The 20008-nt window shown below is 62.5% G+C and carries 9 protein-coding genes; all 9 read left to right on the top strand.

Going from position 1 to position 20008, the window contains the following annotated elements; translation table 11 throughout:
* The first annotated feature begins 455 nt into the window (after window positions 1-455).
* The 9 genes from ACX1NL_RS10380 (at window position 456) to ACX1NL_RS10340 (ending at window position 19940) form a co-directional block, all read left to right on the top strand.
* A complete protein-coding gene (locus ACX1NL_RS10380; protein WP_458898110.1) occupies window positions 456-5621 on the top strand; it encodes a YPDG domain-containing protein in 5166 nt (1721 codons plus the stop codon).
* Window positions 5622-5690: 69 nt separating this feature from the next.
* The gene (locus ACX1NL_RS10375; protein WP_458898109.1) at window positions 5691-7034 is read left to right on the top strand and encodes a hypothetical protein; all 1344 of its coding nucleotides are present in this window, start codon (window positions 5691-5693) and stop codon (window positions 7032-7034) included.
* Between the two features lie 154 nt (window positions 7035-7188).
* Window positions 7189-8235, top strand: a complete 1047-nt coding sequence (locus ACX1NL_RS10370) for a type IV toxin-antitoxin system AbiEi family antitoxin (RefSeq protein WP_181889143.1) — start codon at window positions 7189-7191, stop codon at window positions 8233-8235.
* On the top strand, window positions 8232-9035 hold the full coding sequence (locus ACX1NL_RS10365; RefSeq protein WP_181889142.1) for a hypothetical protein: 804 nt from the start codon (window positions 8232-8234) through the stop codon (window positions 9033-9035). Before ACX1NL_RS10370 ends, ACX1NL_RS10365 begins: the two co-directional genes overlap by 4 nt.
* Before the next feature lie 69 nt (window positions 9036-9104).
* On the top strand, window positions 9105-10280 hold the full coding sequence (locus ACX1NL_RS10360; protein WP_458898108.1) for an ATP-grasp domain-containing protein: 1176 nt from the start codon (window positions 9105-9107) through the stop codon (window positions 10278-10280).
* A 78-nt stretch (window positions 10281-10358) separates the two neighbouring features.
* Window positions 10359-11702: a phosphate acetyltransferase gene (gene pta / locus ACX1NL_RS10355; RefSeq protein WP_458898107.1), complete on the top strand. Its 1344-nt coding sequence runs from the start codon at window positions 10359-10361 to the stop codon at window positions 11700-11702.
* Window positions 11703-12908, top strand: a complete 1206-nt coding sequence (locus ACX1NL_RS10350; RefSeq protein ID WP_458898106.1) for an acetate kinase — start codon at window positions 11703-11705, stop codon at window positions 12906-12908.
* A 606-nt stretch (window positions 12909-13514) separates the two neighbouring features.
* A complete protein-coding gene (locus tag ACX1NL_RS10345; protein WP_458898105.1) occupies window positions 13515-17501 on the top strand; it encodes a Rib/alpha-like domain-containing protein in 3987 nt (1328 codons plus the stop codon).
* Window positions 17502-17507: 6 nt separating this feature from the next.
* Window positions 17508-19940 (top strand): zinc metalloprotease, encoded by a 2433-nt coding sequence (locus ACX1NL_RS10340; RefSeq protein WP_458898104.1) that lies wholly within the window; start codon window positions 17508-17510, stop codon window positions 19938-19940.
* Window positions 19941-20008: the final 68 nt, after the last annotated feature.

Raw genomic sequence — 20008 nt, 5'->3', positions numbered from 1 at the left:
ATTAAGAATCGTCTCGTTCCGCATCACCTGCAAGTGCCTCCAGGATCTGCGCGCGCACAGTTGCCTTCCAGGAAGTTTTGTGTCCCGAACTTTCTAGCTGCGGTTCTGTATGTGTGGAGGGCTTGCCCGGCTTGGTCGGACGGGATATATGCGCCATTGCCGCCCCTCAGCAGTCTGTTAAGAACGGCGTTTTCCGGACGTTGACCAACTTGTGATGCTCTGGTTTTTCGTCGGGGTGACCGTCGACATTTGGTTGGGCTGTGCTCGACATATGTCAATTTAGTCAACCGCGGACGTGGGTTGACATGCGTAAACATGCATAAAAACGTCATTGCAGTGTCCTTGGAGCGTCCGTACGCTTGCCCATGTTGGCCCCTTATGGACAGTTGTCTAGCTGCACACATGTCTCGGGCTCAGCGTTCTGTTGTTTCAGAGATTCCTCGAAAGGGACTTTTATGAAGAAGAACTACATCGCTCGTCGCCGTGGAACCTCCGTGGCTGCGGCGGCACTGTCGTTTGCGTTGGTTGCGCCGTTTGCGCAGTCGGTGGCTGTTGCTCAGGAAACTCCTGCTGCTGTTGCTGACCAGACTGCCGGCGCTTCCTCAGCAGCCGATCAGAGCGAAACTATTGATGCTGACGCCATCGCAAGCGGGCGTGTTACTAAGGCAGCAAACCTTACTGATGCGCAGGGCGTCGGTAAGGGGCTTATCTCGGGCCACGTGTATCTGACGGGGCCGAAGGGTAATCCGGGATCGACCATTGACAACGGCAACATTCCGCTCGATGGTGTCACGGTCTACGCGCAGTTCCAGGACAAGGATGGCTCCTACTCGCCGATTTTCTCCGCTAAGACCCACACCCTGCCAAATGTGGTCGGTGGTAACGGCGGTAAAGGCACGTTCGCTTTCGGAACCGAGGATAAGGGCATTACCTGGACCGACAAGCTGGGCGTTGAGCACACATGGGCTGCTCGTACGGATCAAAAGCACCGCATCTGGGTTGAGCCGTACACCAACGACCGTGGAAACAAGGTCGTAATGTTCCGTCAGGCAAACGGCTTCGTCCCGGGTTCCTTCAATGGTCTCGTTGAAGGTCCCCTTGGTTCGTTCGCCGCTGCGGATGGCAACATCCAGTTGACGGCCGCGTTCTACCAAGAGGTTCCGCCGAACCACGAAACCAGCTGGATGGCAGCCAAGGGTGACAAGCTCGTTGAGGATCCGGAGGGTCCGATCGACGCACCGGCTACGCAGCTGAATGAATCCAACGTGCTTTCCGGCCGTGTTTGGCTTGAAACTGGTGGCCCGGATAAGGGCATTGTGGCAACTGGCCCTGCGATGAACTCCATCGACGAACCCGCTGACGGTTACACGGTGTACGCATCGACGCTGACCAAGGACGGCGCCGCAGCAAACCAGAAACTGCACGAGCAGTTCAAGGACGACCCGAACAAGCTGGCGGATGCGACCAAGAAGATGCTCGAGGATAACCCTGAGTACATCCTCAAGACCGTCTACGGCAAGACCGATCCTGACGGTTACTACTCGCTGCGGTTCGGTGAGCTGACGGATGCAAATCAGACCAACGAAGATTCTCTCAACAAGGACAACGTGTTCGTGTGGGTGGAGAACGAGGATGGTGTGGTTCAGAACGGCTACACCGGTTTCCACACTCCTGTCTTCCAGAAGTACAACGATGGTGGAAACTTCCGTGCATCGGCAATCCCGGCCAGGAACAGAACTGTTACTTCCCGGGTTGAAGACCAGGGGAAGCCACGCTACGGCAAGCAGGTCAATTCGATCTACAACGTCAACTACGCACTCATGCCGTACACCCCGGTTTCGATCGTTGCTGACTACAACGCCACTGATAAGCCGGCGGCACCGGGCACTACGGTGACCCCAGAGTTCAGTGGTGACCTCTCTACTCTGCCCTCGCAGGTTGAGTGGCGTGACCAGCAGGGCAAGGTTCTCAAGACCTGCGAGCTTGACCAGTCCAAGGGCATTAAGGCTCAAGTTGCAGCTTGTACCTTTGACATCCCGGAGGATGCAGAAAAGGGCGATTACTTCAACGTAGTCCTGGTTTCTGGTGGCAACGACGTTTCCGCGTGGACCGTCCTGGTCACCAAGGACTCGGACGAATACACGCCTGCGTACGAGGACAAGTTTGTTGTCCCGGGTGAGGAGACGAAGTCCACGCCGATTTTCACCAAGGTGGACGAGGAAGGTAACCCGACTGAAGAAAAGGTCGAGGCTCCTGAGGGTTCGAAGTTCGCGATTCCGGGGGACTTTAAGGCTCCGGAGGGCTACGAGGTCGCGATTGATGAGAACACCGGCGAGATCACGGTGACGTTCCCGGATAAGTCCAAGCTGAACGCGGATACCGTTGAGGAGTTCGATGTCCCGGTGACGGTGACGTACCCGGATGGTTCCACGGACAAAGAGGTTAAAGCGAAGTTCAAGCTGGACACCGATGGTGACGGCAAACCGGATAATGAAGACACCGACGATGACGGTGACGGCATTCCGGATGACCAGGAGAAGGAAGACGGCACCAACCCGAAGGCTCCGAACCAGAACCTGGACTTCGAGCCTGAGTATGAGGATGGTTCTGGTAAGCCGGGCGAGGATGTGACGGTTCCGGCTCCGACGTTTACGGATAAGGACGGCAAGGAGACCACTGCTCCGGATGGCACGAAGTTCACTCCGGGGGAGGGTGCTCCGGATGGTGTGACGGTTGATGAGAACACTGGTGAGATCACTGTTCCGGTGCCGGAGGACGCGAAGCCGGGTGACAAGATCACGGTTCCGGTGGATGTGACCTACCCGGATGGCACGAAGGACACTGTTGATGTCACTGTCACCGTCGATGAGCCGGATGTTCCGGCTCCGGCCGAGAAGGACAATGAAAAGTACCAGCCTGGGTACGAGGATGGTTCTGGTAAGCCGGGCGAGGATGTGACGGTTCCGGCTCCGACGTTTACGGATAAGGACGGCAAGGAGACCACTGCTCCGGATGGCACGAAGTTCACTCCGGGGGAGGGTGCTCCGGATGGTGTGACGGTTGATGAGAACACTGGTGAGATCACTGTTCCGGTGCCGGAGGACGCGAAGCCGGGTGACAAGATCACGGTTCCGGTGGATGTGACCTACCCGGATGGCACGAAGGACACTGTTGATGTCACTGTCACCGTCGATGAGCCGGATGTTCCGGCTCCGGCCGAGAAGGACAATGAAAAGTACCAGCCTGGGTACGAGGATGGTTCTGGTAAGCCGGGCGAGGATGTGACGGTTCCGGCTCCGACGTTTACGGATAAGGACGGCAAGGAGACCACTGCTCCGGATGGCACGAAGTTCACTCCGGGGGAGGGTGCTCCGGATGGTGTGACCGTTGATGAGAACACTGGTGAGATCACCGTGAAGGTGCCGCAGGACGCGAAGCCGGGTGACAAGATCACGGTTCCGGTGGATGTGACCTACCCGGATGGCACGAAGGACACTGTTGATGTCACTGTCACCGTCGATGAGCCGGATGTTCCGGCTCCGGCCGAGAAGGACAATGAAAAGTACCAGCCTGGGTACGAGGATGGTTCTGGTAAGCCGGGCGAGGATGTGACGGTTCCGGCTCCGACGTTTACGGATAAGGACGGCAAGGAGACCACTGCTCCGGATGGCACGAAGTTCACTCCGGGGGAGGGTGCTCCGGATGGTGTGACGGTTGATGAGAACACTGGTGAGATCACTGTTCCGGTGCCGGAGGACGCGAAGCCGGGTGACAAGATCACGGTTCCGGTGGATGTGACCTACCCGGATGGCACGAAGGACACTGTTGATGTCACTGTCACCGTCGATGAGCCGGATGTTCCGGCTCCGGCCGAGAAGGACAATGAAAAGTACCAGCCTGGGTACGAGGATGGTTCTGGTAAGCCGGGCGAGGATGTGACGGTTCCGGCTCCGACGTTTACGGATAAGGACGGCAAGGAGACCACTGCTCCGGATGGCACGAAGTTCACTCCGGGGGAGGGTGCTCCGGATGGTGTGACCGTTGATGAGAACACTGGTGAGATCACCGTGAAGGTGCCGCAGGACGCGAAGCCGGGTGACAAGATCACGGTTCCGGTGGATGTGACCTACCCGGATGGCACGAAGGACACTGTTGATGTCACCGTCACCGTCGACGAGCCGGCAAAGACCCCGGATTGGAACGACGAAACCACTACTCCGGGTGAGCCGGTCGAGATCGAGAAGGATCCGAACTCCGGTGATTTCACGCCGGGTTCGACGGTTGAGGTCACTGATGGCCCGGGCACCGCTGAGATTGATGACAACGGTAAGATCACGGTGACTCCGTCTGATGAGGCGAAGCCGGGCGACAAGATTGTCGTTGATGTGAAGGATCCGGAGGGCAAGGTCATCGACACCGTCACGGTGACGGTCACCGATCCGGATGCCACCCAGGCCGAGACCTTCGACCCGAACTACGAGGAGCTCACCCAGGTAACGGTCGACGGTGACAAGGCAACCAACAACCCGTTCGGCGGGGAAGATGCGCCGCTGAAGAACATCGATTCCAAGGCATCGGACGGCTCCCAGGATTGGGAGTTCCAGATGCAGGAAAACGGTGTCATCGTGGCCACCGCACCGACGATGGCTGAGGTTGGCGAGGCTGTCGGCGAGCAGCTGCCCACCATTGACAAGAGCTGGGAGAAGTTCGTTGAGACCTTCACCCCGTACGCTCGCCCGACCGTGACGGTGGACTTCACCTACGAGGATGACTCGAAGGACGAAGGCGTCGACGCGAACTTCGACCTGCTTGGCAAGGACGATAAGTCCCTGCTGGATCCGAATGGCGACTTCGACGGCGACGGCCACACCAACAAGGACGAGATCGAGAAGGGCACCAACCCGGCTGACAAGGACTCCAAGCCTTCTGAGGGCGACGATGTCAAGGACACCACTCCGCCGACCGTGAACCCGATCAAGCCGGGTGATAAGACCATCTCCGGTACGGGTGATCGTCCGAATGAGGACATCATCGTTGAGCTGCCGGGTGGCAAGAAGGTCGAGACCAAGACCGACAAGGACGGCAAGTGGACCATTGATGTTCCGGCTGGTGTTGAGCTCAAGCCGGGCGACAAGGTGATCGTTTCCGACGGTGCTGGTAACAAGACCCCGGCTCAGGTTGGTATTGACACCGGTAAGTGTGTTGCTACGTCCCTCGGGTTTGGTCTGCCGCTGCTGGCGTTGATCCCGCTGGGTCTGGCGTCGCAGATGGAGATTCCGGGTCTGTCCAACGTTGTGGCTGACGCGAACGCTCAGCTGCAGGCTGCGAACACCCGCATCCAGCAGCAGCTGGGTCTGTTCAACCCGGAGATTGCCGCGCAGGTTGATGCGGCGAACCGTCAGCTGGCGCAGTTCGGCACTGACATCGGCACCGTTGCCGGTGGTCTGGCGCTGATCGCGGCCGGCATCCTGGCTGGCACCCTGATCTATGACAACTGCTCCCCGAATGGTGGCGGCAGCTCTGTGAAGGATCTGGAGCTGAAGGGTTCTTCCGGTAAGACCTACGCTGGTTCTTCGAAGAAGGAGGACAAGGCTGGCGAGAAGGCTGCTGACAAGAAGTAGTAGTTTCGCGTAGCCCGGCTAAGTAGCCCCTGTTCTCCCTTTATGGGAGGGCAGGGGCTACTGCTTTATGTGACGCCTGGTACCGATGTCGACGGCCCGATCACGGTCACCGACCCGAACCTGCCCAACGGCGCAGTCGAGGCCGAGGTGCCGGTGGACGGCCACGAGAAGAACCGTGACGACAACGATTCCGACACCGCGTCCGTGACCACCCCGGACGTCCCGGCGGACGGCAACGCGCACGTTGTCGGCCGCGTGGACAACCCGGACAAGGACGGCGGCTACACCGGCAAGCTCGTGGACCGCTCTGGCAAGGAGATCGAGGGCGGCGTCGTCGAGATTGACCCGGAGACCGGCGAGATCAAGGTGACCGTGCCGGCCGGCACCGACCCGCGCGAGGCCTTCGTGGCCGTGCGCGACAAGGACGGCAAACGCGTCACCGACAAGGACGGCTACGACCTGCGCGTCAACATCGTCGCCCCGAACTACGGCGACGCCACCGCGGTGAAGCCGGGCGAGAAGGGCACGTCCAAGGATCCGTTCGCGGGCCAGGACCTCACCGCCGCAGTGGTGGGCGCCGAGGTCGAAGGCTCCAAGGGCGCGGACAACTGGAGCTTTACTATCGACGGCACCTCCGGCGTGATCACCGGCCAGGCCCCGACGAACGAGCAGCTCCAGGATTCCTTCACCGAGAAGTTCCCGAACGGCAAGACCACCTGGGACGGCTTTGTGAAGCAGTTCGACGGCATCGCCAACCCGTCCGCGACCGGCACCATCACGCTCGACGGCGTGAAGGATCCGCTGACCGGCGAGGCGAAGTTCGAGCTGGTGGGCCAGGACGGCCGCTCCATCCTGGACCCGAACGGCGACTTCGACGGCGACGGCGTGTCCAACCGCGACGAGATCGAGGGCAAGTCCGACCCGTTCGACGCGGACTCCACGCCGTCCGAGGGCCAGGATGCGCCGGAGAAGCCGGCTCCGGAGCCGGAGAAGCCGGGCCTGACCGACGACGAGCGCAAGCGCTGCATCGCCACCTCCGTCGGCTTCGGTCTGCCGCTGCTGGCGCTGATCCCGATCGGCCTGGCCACCCAGACCGCCATCCCGGGCCTGAGCCCTGTGGTGGAGCAGTACTCCGAGCAGATCCGCCTGGCTAACGCCCGGATCCAGCAGGAGCTGGGCGTGTTCAATCCGGAGATTGCGCTGCAGGTCGAGGTGATTAATAAGCAGCTGCGCCAGTTCGGCCTGGACGTGGCAACCGTGGGCGCAGGCCTCGCACTGATCGCCGCCGGCATCCTCACCGGCACGGTCATCTACGACAACTGCACCCCCGGCGGCATTGGCAGCTCCGTGCAGGACCTCGAGCTGAAGGGCTCCACCGGCAAGACCTACGCCGGTTCTTCCGAGAAGAAGTAACCGAGTAGGGCCCGGTCCCTAGCCGAGCCGAGCGCCCCCGCTTCCCGCACTGGGAGGCGGGGGCGCTTCGTCGTTGGGCCGCCGCAGTTCCTCGCCCCGATCCGTGTGATCACTTTTAATGATCGATCATTATTTGTGAAGTATGCTGCTCAATATGGATATGAGGCATCGTATTAACGAAGCTTTAGAGCGTCAGAGACTGCCGTTGAGTATTTCCAAGCTGAGAACCTTCCCCTGTGAAGGTGGCCAGTGTGGACATGCGCTCGTCGCGGTTGATACGGAAGGTGGTTCGTCGACCTTTGAATTGCCCGTATTTGTGACGACGGGCGGATTTAGTCCACGGCAGCAGCCTCGCCTGGAGCGAGACGGGTTTATGGTGCTTGCGGAGAAGATCCAGCCGTCCGTTGCAGAACGCCTAAGGCGTTCGGGAACTGCTTTCGCCGATGTCCGAGGGAATTGTTTTTTTCGGGAAGGGCAGGTGGTGATCGATGTTCGTGGGCGCACTGAAATGCCGGACCGAAAGAAGACAGCAAACCGGTCCACACGTGCGGTAAATCTGTTTGCACCCAAGCGTGCGCAGGTGGCCGCGCTCATATTGTCCTATCCGGAAGTGTTGTCGATGTCGGTGCGGGATATTGCAAAGGCATCCGGAGTCTCTTTCGGAACCACTGTCAACGCTTTGAATCTCTTTGCGGAAACTGGGTACTTGGTCGCACGCGGTTCCGAGCTTGCCCTCGCCGGTCATCGGTTCGACGCTTTTGCAGAGTCGTGGGCTGACGCATTCCCGGCCGGGTTAGGAAAGAATATCGAGATCTACCGCGGGTTCGGCGATATTCATCGTTTGAAGGAAGAGTTTGGTGGTGTCTGGGTAAGCGGCGAGGCGGCGGTGCCGGAACTGGTTCGCGGCGGAGAATCAGTGCAGCTGTACCTCGAAGACCCGGATGACGCTGCACGAATCATACGTGCATGCAGGATCCGTTCTTCCCCGGAAGGCACTATTACGCTACGACAGGCATTCTGGGATCTTGATGTAGTCCAGCAGCAAGCGTTAGTAGTGGCGCAAGAATCCGCTAGTTTAGGTGGGCGGCCTCAGGTCCCGCTTGCGCTGCTGTATGCGGATCTGTGGACAGCGGGGGATCCGCGTTTGGCTGAAATTGCTCAGGAGATTCGGCAGCGCATGAACGATCGGGGGAACTGGTGACGAAGTTTGAAGACGCAGAGTTGTGCGTCTTGTTTGAAGAACTGAACGAACATGTCGATTTAGAAGCCGTGATGCTCATTGGTGCTAAATGTCGTGACATACACCAGCTGAGGTACCGCGACACTTTGCCGGCGAGAACTACCGAGGATGTGGATCTCGCTCTCGCCGTAGATGGATGGAAGCCGTTTGAAACATTGCGGGAACTCTTTCCGTCTAAGTCGAATGCCTGGCAGAAGCTCACCATTGGTTCTCTTCCAGTTGATGTTGTTCCCTTTGGGACTGTAGAACGCCCGCCAGGGACGGTTGCGTCGGGGAAAGGATGGGAGATGAACGTTGCCGGATTCCAAGAGGTTTTTGACGCTCGGGAGTTCTTTTCTCTTTCCAACGGTATGAAGATTGGTATTCCGACCGTGCCTGGGTTTGCCGCGTTGAAGCTTCACGCCTGGTTGGACAGGCATTCAGGTGGGGTCTTCAAAGATGCGACTGACTTAGCTTTAGTGCTTGCTTGGTATGAAGCTGAGGATGAATTTCTCTGGGACAATTTCGACGAGGTAGAAGATGAAGATCTAATCGGCGAAACGGACCGAATGGCGGCAGCTGTACTGGGGCGCAAGGTCCGACAGCTGCTCGGTCCATCCGCTGCGGCGTTTTTGGCAGATCGGTTTGAGGAAGAGACGAATAGCGAGCTGGATAGATTCGCAGAAAACTTGACGGTGCAGGGCGAGCGCCCCCTCCCGTTCCGCCGGCGTCGACAGCAGGTGTCTGACCTTGTGGGAGCGTTGACGCCGGCTCAGGACTAGAGGGGTATTTACCCAGCTCACGCGTTTGCGTACCAGCCTGCATCCATAACTGTGGGATAATTCGTTCCCATGACTGTTCCGCACTCTGCAGAGCACCCCACCGACCACTCCGCCGACGACACGGGTGCTATCCCCACCGTCCCCGCCGCGCCCGCTACCAGCGAGGAACCGGCGGAGATGCCGCGCCGGGCACTGATCCTGGGCGAGTCCGCGATGGCGCTGGACCTGGAGCAGGCCTACAAGCGCATGGGCTTTGACACCCGCATCGGCGCCGCGAGTATTGCGGAGGCGTTCTACCCGGGCATCATCGTCACCTCGGGCGATGCGGAGGACACGATCGAGACGGTCGAGGAGGTCTCGCAACGTGTCGGGGCGGTGGTGGCGCCGTCGGTGGAGGCGTGCCGCCACACCGCGGACCGCATGGCGGTGCGCAAGCAGGCCAACGAGGAGCTGGGTCTTCCCACCCTGGACTACGAGTTCTCCGCGACTCCGCAGGAGATGCACGACGCGGTGGAGCGCATTGGCTACCCGTGCGTGGTCAAGGCGCCGACCAGCAAGGACGGCGAGGGTTTCAGCTTCGTGCACAGCGACGCGGACCTCGCGGACGCGTGGCGCGCCGCCGACCGAGGCCTGGGGCAGGGCGCGGTGGTGGAGCGCTTCATCGACTTCGATTTCGAGGTCACCATTCTTGCGGCCCGCTCGATTGACCCGAGCACGGGCGAGTTGGCCACGTGGTTCTGCGAGCCGATTGGCACCCGCCACAGGGAAGGCCGGCTCGTCGAAAGTTGGCAGCCCGCGCCGCTGCCTGAGGCGGCGATGGATAACGCCCGCTCGATCGCGGCGCGCATCACCGGCGCGCTGGCCAGCTGCGGCATCTTCTCGGTGGAGATGTTCGTCTCGGGCGACGACGTGTACTTCTCCCAGGTCACACCGCGCCCGAGCCGCGACGGCCTGGTCACATTTGTTACCCAGCGCATCAACCAGTTCGACCTGCAGGCACACGCCACGCAGCGGCTGCCCATTGATTCGACGCTGATCAGCCCGGGCGCGGTGCGCTTCTTGGAGGGCCACCCGTCGCAGGCCGCGCTCGCTGCGGCCATGGCGGTCGAGGAGGTCACGGTGCGAATGCTTGGCGACGGCACCCTGGTCCTCGCCACGGCCGATTCCGCCGCGGAGGCCCGCCAGCGCACCGATGAGGCCGTCCGGGAGATCTACAACGTCGACGGCAAACCCGGCGAGAATTAGATCACACCATTCAGTTCGTCTTGGCGGGGGTCGCACCGGTAAACTGTTGCATGTTTGCCCACGACGAAAGGTGAAGCCATGTCTCAACGCCAATCATTGCTGGTAACCCTCGCAAACCGCACCTTCGACGGACTGGATCTGCAGCAGCTTGCCAGCCGTTTGGAGCTGCCCCTGGTGCGACTTTCGGGTGACAGCGTGGCAGAAATCTTCAACTCCGAGCAGATCAGCGAGGAGCCGGCCCTGTACGCGGGCACCGGCGACTACAACTTCGACGCTCAGCTCGCCGCAGCCCTCGGCGCCCCGGTGCTGCTCGCCGCAGGCGACGAAACGGCGGCTAAGCTCGCGCAGGCGCGCATTGGGGAGTTGGGGGCGACCGTGGCGTCGACAAGCAATGGCGATTTTGACAACGTCGAGGTCGTCGGCGCCCGCCAGGTGATGAGCCCCGTGGTGTTCGAGCGCCAGCTGGTCGAGCAGGCCAAGGCTAACCGCAAGCACGTGGTGCTGCCGGAGGGCGAGGACGACCGCATCCTGCAGGCCGCCGACCAGCTGCTCAAGCAGGGCGTGGCCGAGCTGACCATCCTCGGCGACGTGGACGACATGAACCGCCGCGCCGCCGACTTGGGCCTGGACCTGTCCGGCGCGCACCTGGTCAACCACCTCGAATCTGATCTGGCCGAGGAGTTCGCCGCCGACTTCGCGGAGCTGCGCAAGAAGAAGGGCGTGACCATCGAAGAGGCGCGCGAGACCATGAAGGACGTCTCCTACTTCGGCACCATGATGGTGCACAAGGGGCTTGCCGACGGCATGGTCTCCGGCGCCGCGCACACCACCGCGCACACGATTAAGCCGTCCTTCCAGATCATCAAGACCGCCCCGGGCGCGTCCGTGGTGTCCTCGATCTTCCTCATGGTCATGCAGGACCGCCTGTGGGCGTTCGGCGACTGCGCGGTGAACCCGAACCCGACCGCGGAGCAGATCGGCGAGATCGCCGCCGTGTCGGCGCAGACCGCCGCGCAGTTCGGCATCGACCCGAAGGTGGCCATCCTGTCCTACTCCACCGGCACCTCCGGCTCCGGCCCGGACGTGGACCGCGCCGTGGAGGCAACCGCGAAGGCCAAGGAGCTCGCGCCGGATGTGGCCATCGACGGCCCGCTGCAGTTCGACGCCGCCTGCGACCCGGGCGTCGGTAAGAAGAAGGCCCCGGATTCCCCGGTCGCCGGCCAGGCCAACGTGTTCATCTTCCCCGACCTGGAGGCGGGCAACGCGGGCTACAAGATCGCCCAGCGCACCGGCGGCGCGCTCGCTGTCGGCCCGGTGCTGCAGGGCCTGAACAAGCCGGTCAACGACCTGTCCCGCGGCGCGACCGTGCCGGACATCGTCAACACCGTGGCTATCACGGCGATTCAGGCGGGGGCGAAGTAAATGTCCTACGTACTCGTTATTAACTCCGGTTCTTCCTCCATCAAGTTCCAGATCGTCGACCCGACCTCGGACGCGTCCGCGGACCCGTTCGTCTCCGGCCTGGTTGAGCAGATCGGCGAGCCGCAGGGCCGCATCACCATCAAGTACGACGGCCAGAAGTTCGTCGTGCAAAAGGCCGTGCCCACCCATGCCGACGGCCTGCAGGAAACCTTCAAGCTTCTCGACGCCAAAGGCATCGGCCCGACGCAACTCGACATCGTCGCCGCGGGCCACCGCGTCGTGCACGGCGGCATGGTCTTCTCCGAGCCGGAGCTGATCCTGGATCCGGTGGTGGACATGATCCGCGACCTGATCCCGCTGGCGCCGCTGCACAACCCGGCCAACATCGACGGCATCGAGGTCGCCCGCGCCCTGCTGCCGGACATCCCGCACGTCGCGGTGTTCGACACCGGCTTCTTCCGCGACCTGCCGCCGGCCGCCGCCCTGTACGCGATTAACGCCGAGGTGGCGGAGCAGAACCTGATCCGCCGCTACGGCTTCCACGGCACTTCCCACGAGTTCGTCTCCTCCCAGGTGCCGGAGCTGATCGGCCGCGACCCGAACCACACCCGCCAGATCGTGCTGCACCTGGGCAACGGCGCCTCCGCGTCGGCCGTGGCCAACGGGCACCCGATTGACACCTCGATGGGCCTGACCCCGCTGGCCGGCCTGGCCATGGGCACCCGCTCCGGCGACATCGACCCCGGCATCATCTTCCACCTGGTGCGCCAGGGCGGCATGTCCATCGACGAGATTGACAACCTGCTCAACCGCCAGTCCGGCGTGAAGGGCCTGTCCGGCGTCAACGACTTCCGCGAGCTGCGCGCCATGATCGAGGAAGAAAACGAAAACGCCTGGCTGGCCTACATGGTCTACCTGAACCAGCTGCGCCGCTTCATCGGTTCCTACATGATCGCCCTGGGGCGCGTGGACGCCATCACGTTCACCGCCGGCGTCGGCGAGAACGACCAGCACGTGCGCATGGACGCCCTGGATAACCTGAAGATGTACGGCATCGAAGTCGACCCGGAGAAGAACGCCCTGCCCAACGACGGCCCGCGCATCATCTCCACCGACGACTCCAAGGTGAAGGTCCTCGTCGTGCCCACCAACGAGGAGCTCGCCATCGCGCAGAAGGCCGCCGCCGTGGCCGCCCGCGTGGGGTAGTCCGGCTTAGTTCTTTCGAGGGTGTTTCCTGGGTGGTTTCAGCCCCGGTGCCAGGTCGCGAGACCTGGTTCCGGGGCTTTCTGCTGCTTGTTGCGTGATCGTCTAGCAGCGCGCGGCGGGTGCTAGACGGTCAGCCTGTTACTGAAACTTAATGCCATCATCACCTTGGAAAACGCAGAGCCGCTTTGCGGATCGTCTAGCAGGTCGTGCGGTGCTGCTAGACGATCAGCGATCTGGGTGTTGGTGGTGCCGGTTGCCCAGAAATTGCAACTAGCAGATCAAGCGTCCAAGTTTGTGTTGCTCCAGGTGATATTGAAAAGCGGGTTCGGTAGTGGGTTGATCTACTAGTGCCTGCATTGACCGTGTCCCGCTCAAACATATGATGATTCCGGGCGTTGTGATGGATTGCACAAAACTTTCGGGGTCTCGGGCGTGGCAGGGCAGAGGGTTGCGCTGACCTCTGTCGGAGTGCCTTGCGGGCCTACAATCCATAATTGTGTTGTCTTCATGGGTTTGCGGGCTATAGATTTACGGGTGCAGAAAACCGTATTGTTGGCTGTTGATTGAGTCGGCAATAGATGAAAGCTTCAGAAAAGGGGTCTTGCAATGACTACAAAGCATGACCGCGCATTTGCGCGACGACGTGGGACGTCGGTAGCCGCGTGCGCGCTCGGCCTGTCGCTTGTGGTGACGGGCGTCCAGCCGGTTGCAGCCCCGCAGACCGCGTCGCAGGCGTCGGCGCAGCTTTTAAAGCGGACCGACGCACAAAAGTCGTTTGTGAAGTACCCGGACTCCACCACGGTGAAATACGGTGAAGAGACCAAGGTCAGCCCAAACACGAATCGTTTAACCGTCTACCCGCCGACCAAGTACGCCCTCGCTGATGGTGTGAACCCAGGCTGGGGTGCAAAGATCGACTCGACAACGGGTGAAATTTCAATCACGCCAGATTCGAATGCTGAGCTCCCAGAGACCGACACGATCAATGTGGAGTTCACTTTCCAGGACAAATCCACCAAGTTTGTTGAGGCCTCGATTAGCTTGCAGCCCGACCCGGTGTACGTCGACCAGAGCGACAAGGTGTTCTGGACTGGAAAGCAAATCAACACTATCGACATTCGTGTGAATAAGGCGCCTGGAAAGTCGGGGCTGACTATCGATGAGTCGACCCTGCCGGCAGGCATCACCGCCACGCAGCGCAACTTCGGCAACATCAAGCACATTTTCCTGAAGGGGGCCCCGACAAAAACCGGCACCTTTGACGTGAAAACCCAGTTGGTACAGGATGGCAACGTCATACAAGGCGCCAACGGCCCACTTGAGCAGACCTTCACCATCACTGTCAACGATTCCGCTGGCCTGCCCGCTCCGGTCGAAGAAGACTTTGTTGCGGATCCGAAACCGGTTGAGGCTGGCCAGCTCGTTGACATCACCATCCCGACGGAGAATGTTTCCTCTGTTGAGGTGACCAACCTCCCGGACGGTGTCACCTACGATTCTGAGAACAGCAAGATCACCGGGAAGCCGACGACCCCGGGTGACTACGAGGCCGATGTCGAGATCATCACCAACGATGCCAAGGTGAAGCGCGACAAGATTGCCATCAAGGTCGCAGAGGAAGGCAGCCTATCGGCGAGCGAAGCCTCTCCCACCAACACCGAAGCCCCCGCCCCCGGGGAGACCACGTCCGAGGAACCCACCCCGGCGGAGCCGACCAACGGTGCAACGACCCCGGCTACCACCACGAAACCGTCTACGCCAGGTTCTTCTGAGCCGAGCACCTCGCAGCCGACTTCGGCAACCCCGACTTTCGGCAAGCCGACTTCCACTGCGAAGCCGACGTCGGACAACAAGCCGACTGCTGGCCAGCCGACGTCTGGCCAGGGAACGTCCGCGCAGCCCACAACGTCGGCTCCGAAGCCGACGACTCCGCCTTCGGGCAAGCCGGCTACTGGCCAGCCGACGTCGGGGCAGGGCACGCCGGCGCCGACGACCACGAAGCCGTCGACGCCGGGTTCTTCTGAGCCGAGCACCTCGCAGCCGACTTCGGCAACCCCGACTTCGGGCAAGCCGACTTCCACTGCGAAGCCGACGTCGGACAACAAGCCGACTGCTGGCCAGCCGACGTCTGGCCAGGGAACGTCCGCGCAGCCCACAACGTCGGCTCCGAAGCCGACCTCTGGCCGACTGACCACGAAGCCGGTACCGACGTCGACGACTACGAAGCCGTCGACCTCCAAGCCGACTTCGGGCCAGGGCACGTCCGCACAGCAGACTGCTGGCCAGCCGACTTCGGGCAAGCCCACCTCGGCACAACAAACCACTCCGAAGCCGACCACTTCGGCACAACAAACCACCCCGAAGCCCACCACCGCGAAGCCCGCCCCGTCGGTCGACGACTTCGCCTGGGGGAAGCTGAAAGTGCAGGCGGGCACCACGGTGGTGGCGCTGCCGTCGCGGAAGCCGTCCACGACCGTCAACGTGCGCGTCGACGGCGATGCGCCGGAGTGGCTGTCCGTGGCGTCGGATGGTCAGGTGTTGGCTGAGCCGGGCCGCGACGTCAAGCCGGGCGAGTACACGGTCGACGTGGTTTCCGGAGCGGGGGAGCGCGACATCATCACGGTCAACGTCACCGCTCCGGTGAGCGACGCCGACCGCATCAGCGGCGTGAAGTACAAGGACTCCTACGTCCAGGCGGGAAAGACGAACTCCAGCCGCCAGCCGATCGCCACCATTGACCGCGACGGCATCGAGTACAAGGGTCAGCCGCTTCCGGCCGGCACGAAGTTCTCCACCAAGAGTGCCGAGGGAACCGTCGACCCGGACACCGGCGTCGTCACTGTGAAGGCGCCGCTGCGCACCCCGGCGGGCGAGACCATCGAGGTCCCGGTCGACTTCACCTACCCGGACGGCACGACGGGCAAGGCCACCGCGGTCTTCCACGTCGACGCCGGCGCGCAGAACGAGGCGTACGCCCCCGCCTACCAGGAGGGCCTGGGCGCGCAGCCGGGCAAGACTGTTGTGGTGCCGCTTCTCGACGGCACGTTCCCCGTCAACAAGGACGGCCAGAACATCGGCCAGTACGCGCTGGCCCCGGTGTTCGACGACAAGGGCAACGAGCTCGGCGCGGACAAGGCCTACAACGGCTGGGATATCAGCATCGACCCGGACACCGGCAACATCTACGCCACCGCCCCGGAGGAGCACCCGGAGCAGATTACTGTCCCGGTGACGGTGCTGTACTCCGACGGCACGGTCTCGGACAAGGACAACGAGCCCACCGTTTTCGCCCGCATCGCGGCGCTTAAGGGGCAGTCGTTGGCGGACTCCACCGAGGCCGCGGGCTACGGCAAGCCGTTCTTCGACGCGGACGGCAACATCCGCATGTTCCCCACGGGCTCGATGCCCCCGGGTGCGACCTTCGAGCAGACCGGCCTGACGGCGCTGCCGGTGGAGGTTGATCCGGAAACGGGCGCGATCACCGTGAAGGTGTCGGAGGATGCTCCGGTTGGCGCGAACTTTGACATCCCGTTGAAGCTGACGCTTCCGGACGGCTCCGCGCAGGAGATCACGGTGCCGGTGTCCACTAAGTCGGAGGCCGCAAACCAGGTGGTGTCCTGGCGTCCGGTCAAGGTCACCGAGGCCGGCACCCCAGTCACGGTGGCGCCGAGCCAGGCCCCGGCGGGCACGACCTACGCGCTGGCCGCGTCCTTCGACGCGCAGGGCTGGCAGGTGTCTGTTGATCCGAAGACGGGCGAGATCACGGTCGCCCGCAACGGCGACGAGGACGACCCGCAGGCGGCGCTGATTCCGGTTGTGGTGACGTTCGCGGACGGTTCGCAGCGCGTCGTCGAGGTGCCGGCAACGACCGTGCGCGGCACCGCGGCGGTGGCGAATGTGGAGTACCCGCGTGTGGTCATCAACGCTGGCCAGACCGCAATTTTGCGGCCGAGCGTCGCGGGGGCGTCGTTCTCCCTGGTCAAGCCGATCCCGGGGCTGCGCACGCAGATCGATCCGGTGACGGGCGAGCTCACCGTCGTCAGCTACGACGGCACCGTCCCGGGCCCGCGCGACATTCCGGTCCAGGTCACGTTCGAGGATTCCTCGAGCACGATCACCTCGGCGCGGGTTGAGGTCCGCACCAAGTCCGGCATGAGCACGCTCGCCGAGAGCACATTGCTTGACGACGTCTCCGCTGTCGGCCGCCCCGACTTCACCACACGAGTCACGCTGCCGGTGCCCAAGAAGGCCGCGGACTATCCGTTCAGCTTGGGCGAGTTCGACGCGGAGGGCTGGGAGGTCTCGTTGGACCGTGCCCGCGGCGTGCTCGAGTTCCGCGTCCCGGCCGACGCCGCCGGCCAGGTCAAGCAGATCCCGGTGAACGTGCGCTTCGCCGACGGCTCCACGGGCCAGTTCAATGTGACGGTGGAAGTGGATGGCGTTGCGGCCGGAGGGTCGTCGCAAAGCAATGGCTCCTCGAAGCCCTCGCCGTGGGTGTGGGCGCTGGCGGTGCTCGGTTTGTTGGGTACAGCTGGCAAGGTTCTGTACGATAATTGCGATGAATTTCAACACTTTTTAGAGCAGTGGGTGTAGGGACACATGATGCACACAGGTAAAAGAGCAATCGCGGCTGTTGTCGCGCTAGGCCTCACCGCCGGCGTCACGCTGCCGGTCCAGGCCGATGCGGCCGTGGATCTGTCCAAGAGCTACCAGGTCGGCGTCACCACCGGCGCCGCCGAGGGCTTCCAGAACGTGGACGTGAACAAGGGCCGAGTGTCCTGGCTGATGTACAACAGCCTCACCTACGGCCTGATGCCCACCGCTTTCTACTTGGACGCCTACGCGGACGGCCAGAAGGTCGAGTTCGCGGGCGAGAAGACCAAGGTGGAGCCCGCCTCCAACAGTGAGGGCGACGTGGTCACCCTCACCCACACCGACCCGAACCTCGGCGTGGAGCTCGTGCGCACCTTCACCGTCACCCCCGCAAACGTGGACGTGCGGGTGGAACTGAAAAGCGACAGCAAGCGGGACCTGAAGCTGGTGCTCACGGACGGGCTGATGTCCTACGACTACCCGTTCAGCTCCGAGGAAGCGGGCCCGAACGAGTACACCATCGACGTGGGCAGCCGCTACAAGCTGAACACCAAGTTCGAGGGCGCCGACACCACCGGCACCGGTGAAAGCCAGCAGGCCGCAGAAGCCGGCAGGAACGACGGCGACCGCTACTACGCGGGCGTGTGGCAGCGCCACGACAATAGGCTCAGCGCACGCATGACCATCGCCGGCGACGCCAACGAAGCGCTGAAGGACTCCGACGGCGACGGCCTCCCCGACGACTGGGAGATCAACGGCTACACCGACGCCGACGGCAACGAGTTCCCGCTGCACCGCTGGGGTGCAGACCCCAACAAGCCGGACCTGTTCCTGCAGCTGAACTGGATGCAGTCCGAGTGGGAGACCAAGGGCTGCTCCGAGAAGCGCGAATACGCGGCAACGGAGAAGGACTTCGGCGAGTTCCTGGAGTGCGCCGACGCGAACGTGAACGTCTACCGCCCGTCGCGCAAGATCCTCAACGACCTGGTGGACCTGTTCGACCGCCGCGGCTACAACTTGCACATCGACGCCGGCGACTACTACAGCAACATCCCGGGCATCACGCCGCAGGGCGGCGACACGATCCCGTACGCGCCGATCTACTTCAAGGACGGCAACGGCCGCGCAGAGGTGCCCGGTGTGCGCCTGGTCAAGGACCGCAAGAACCTGCTCGGGGCACGCCAGTCCGTCTTCCGCGTGGGCATCATCGGCGACCAGCAGGAGGCGGGCAACCTGTCCTCCGGCAACGGCCTGATCTCCGACGGCGCGTTCTACGTGGCCAAGAACTACCTGATGACGTCCCAGGAGCAGATGCGCAACACCATCCTCCACGAATTCGGCCACAACCTGGGCCTGACCCACTCTGGCGCGTCCAACGTGGACAAGCCGAACAGCTCCTACGTGCCCAAGTACAAGTCCGTGATGAACTACCTGTACCAGTTCAGCCACTTCGACTACTCGGACAAGAACTCCACAGACAACGACAACACCAGCATTCCGCAGGCCTGTTACGACGGCACCGCCAAGTGCTTCACCGGCAGCTACGACATCGCACCGGACTGGCAGAACCTGGACATCGTCAACGGCGAGATCGCCAAGGCCACCGGCTCCACCGGCGTGTCCGAGGACCCGTCCGAGTCCGGACACAGCCACCCGCAAGTGGATGAGCTCGTGCTCATGGCTGCGGAGGAGAACAACGGCAAGGCCGGCATCCGCGTGCTGGGCGAGCGCGACGGCGTGAAGAACGTCATTATCGCCAACCGTTCCGACTCCAAGGTGCACCTGGAGCTGTCCAACCTGGGCCTTGACCTGCACGAGTTCACCCTCCAGGTGGACTACCCGGGCGGCAAGTTCCGCAAGACCTACCCGGTGGAAGGCGTGCTCAAGGAGCACGGCAAGTACAACGTCGAGGTGCCGATTGCCAACACCGCCGGCTACAAGGATTCCTCCATGCCGGTGAAGTTCCGCGTCTTCAACGCCGACGGCCGCCTGGTAGCCGAGGAGACCAACGAGTTCTCCGTGCTCAACTACACCACCGAGCAGATGGACCAGCTGGTCAAGGACCTGGAGAAGAAGAACTCCAAGCACCTCCAGGCCGCGCGCGACACCGTGGGCAAAAAGGACCCGGCGAAGCCGACCCTGGCCAAACCGGCACCGGTGCCCACCAAGAACAACCAGCCTGTGCGGACTGGCAATCGACGCCCGGCCGTGACCGAGCTCAACGGCGCGACCCAGCCTGCTCCGGCGCCGAAGCCGGGCACGAACCCGACGCAGAACCCGAGCCGGAACGAGCCGGCCCCGAACAACCAGACCGGAGAGACCGGTAAGGGCGGCAAGGAGTCCGGCGGCAGCACCGGCGCGATAGTGGGCATCATCATCGCGATCCTGGCGGTTGTCGGCCTCGGCGGCGCCGCAGCCGCGATGGGCGGCTTCATCTAAGCACCCCCGCCGAAACGGCCGCCGTAATCCTGACAGATTACGGCGGCCGTTTGCGATGACCAGGGACG

It is taken from the genome of Corynebacterium sp. CQ3829_602738 (genome assembly GCF_054478435.1).
The sequence above is the reverse complement of the archived record's forward strand: the minus strand, read 5'-3'. Positions and strand labels throughout refer to the sequence as shown.

What these genes read in the sequence shown, in the direction of transcription:
- ACX1NL_RS10345 (WP_458898105.1), top strand. Translation starts at nt 13,515, where the DNA reads ATGACTACAAAGCATGACCGCGCATTTGCGCGACGACGTGGGACGTCG.
- ACX1NL_RS10350 (WP_458898106.1), top strand. Translation starts at nt 11,703, where the DNA reads ATGTCCTACGTACTCGTTATTAACTCCGGTTCTTCCTCCATCAAGTTC.
- ACX1NL_RS10360 (WP_458898108.1), top strand. Translation starts at nt 9,105, where the DNA reads ATGACTGTTCCGCACTCTGCAGAGCACCCCACCGACCACTCCGCCGAC.
- ACX1NL_RS10340 (WP_458898104.1), top strand. Translation starts at nt 17,508, where the DNA reads ATGATGCACACAGGTAAAAGAGCAATCGCGGCTGTTGTCGCGCTAGGC.
- ACX1NL_RS10370 (WP_181889143.1), top strand. Translation starts at nt 7,189, where the DNA reads ATGGATATGAGGCATCGTATTAACGAAGCTTTAGAGCGTCAGAGACTG.
- ACX1NL_RS10380 (WP_458898110.1), top strand. Translation starts at nt 456, where the DNA reads ATGAAGAAGAACTACATCGCTCGTCGCCGTGGAACCTCCGTGGCTGCG.
- pta (WP_458898107.1), top strand. Translation starts at nt 10,359, where the DNA reads ATGTCTCAACGCCAATCATTGCTGGTAACCCTCGCAAACCGCACCTTC.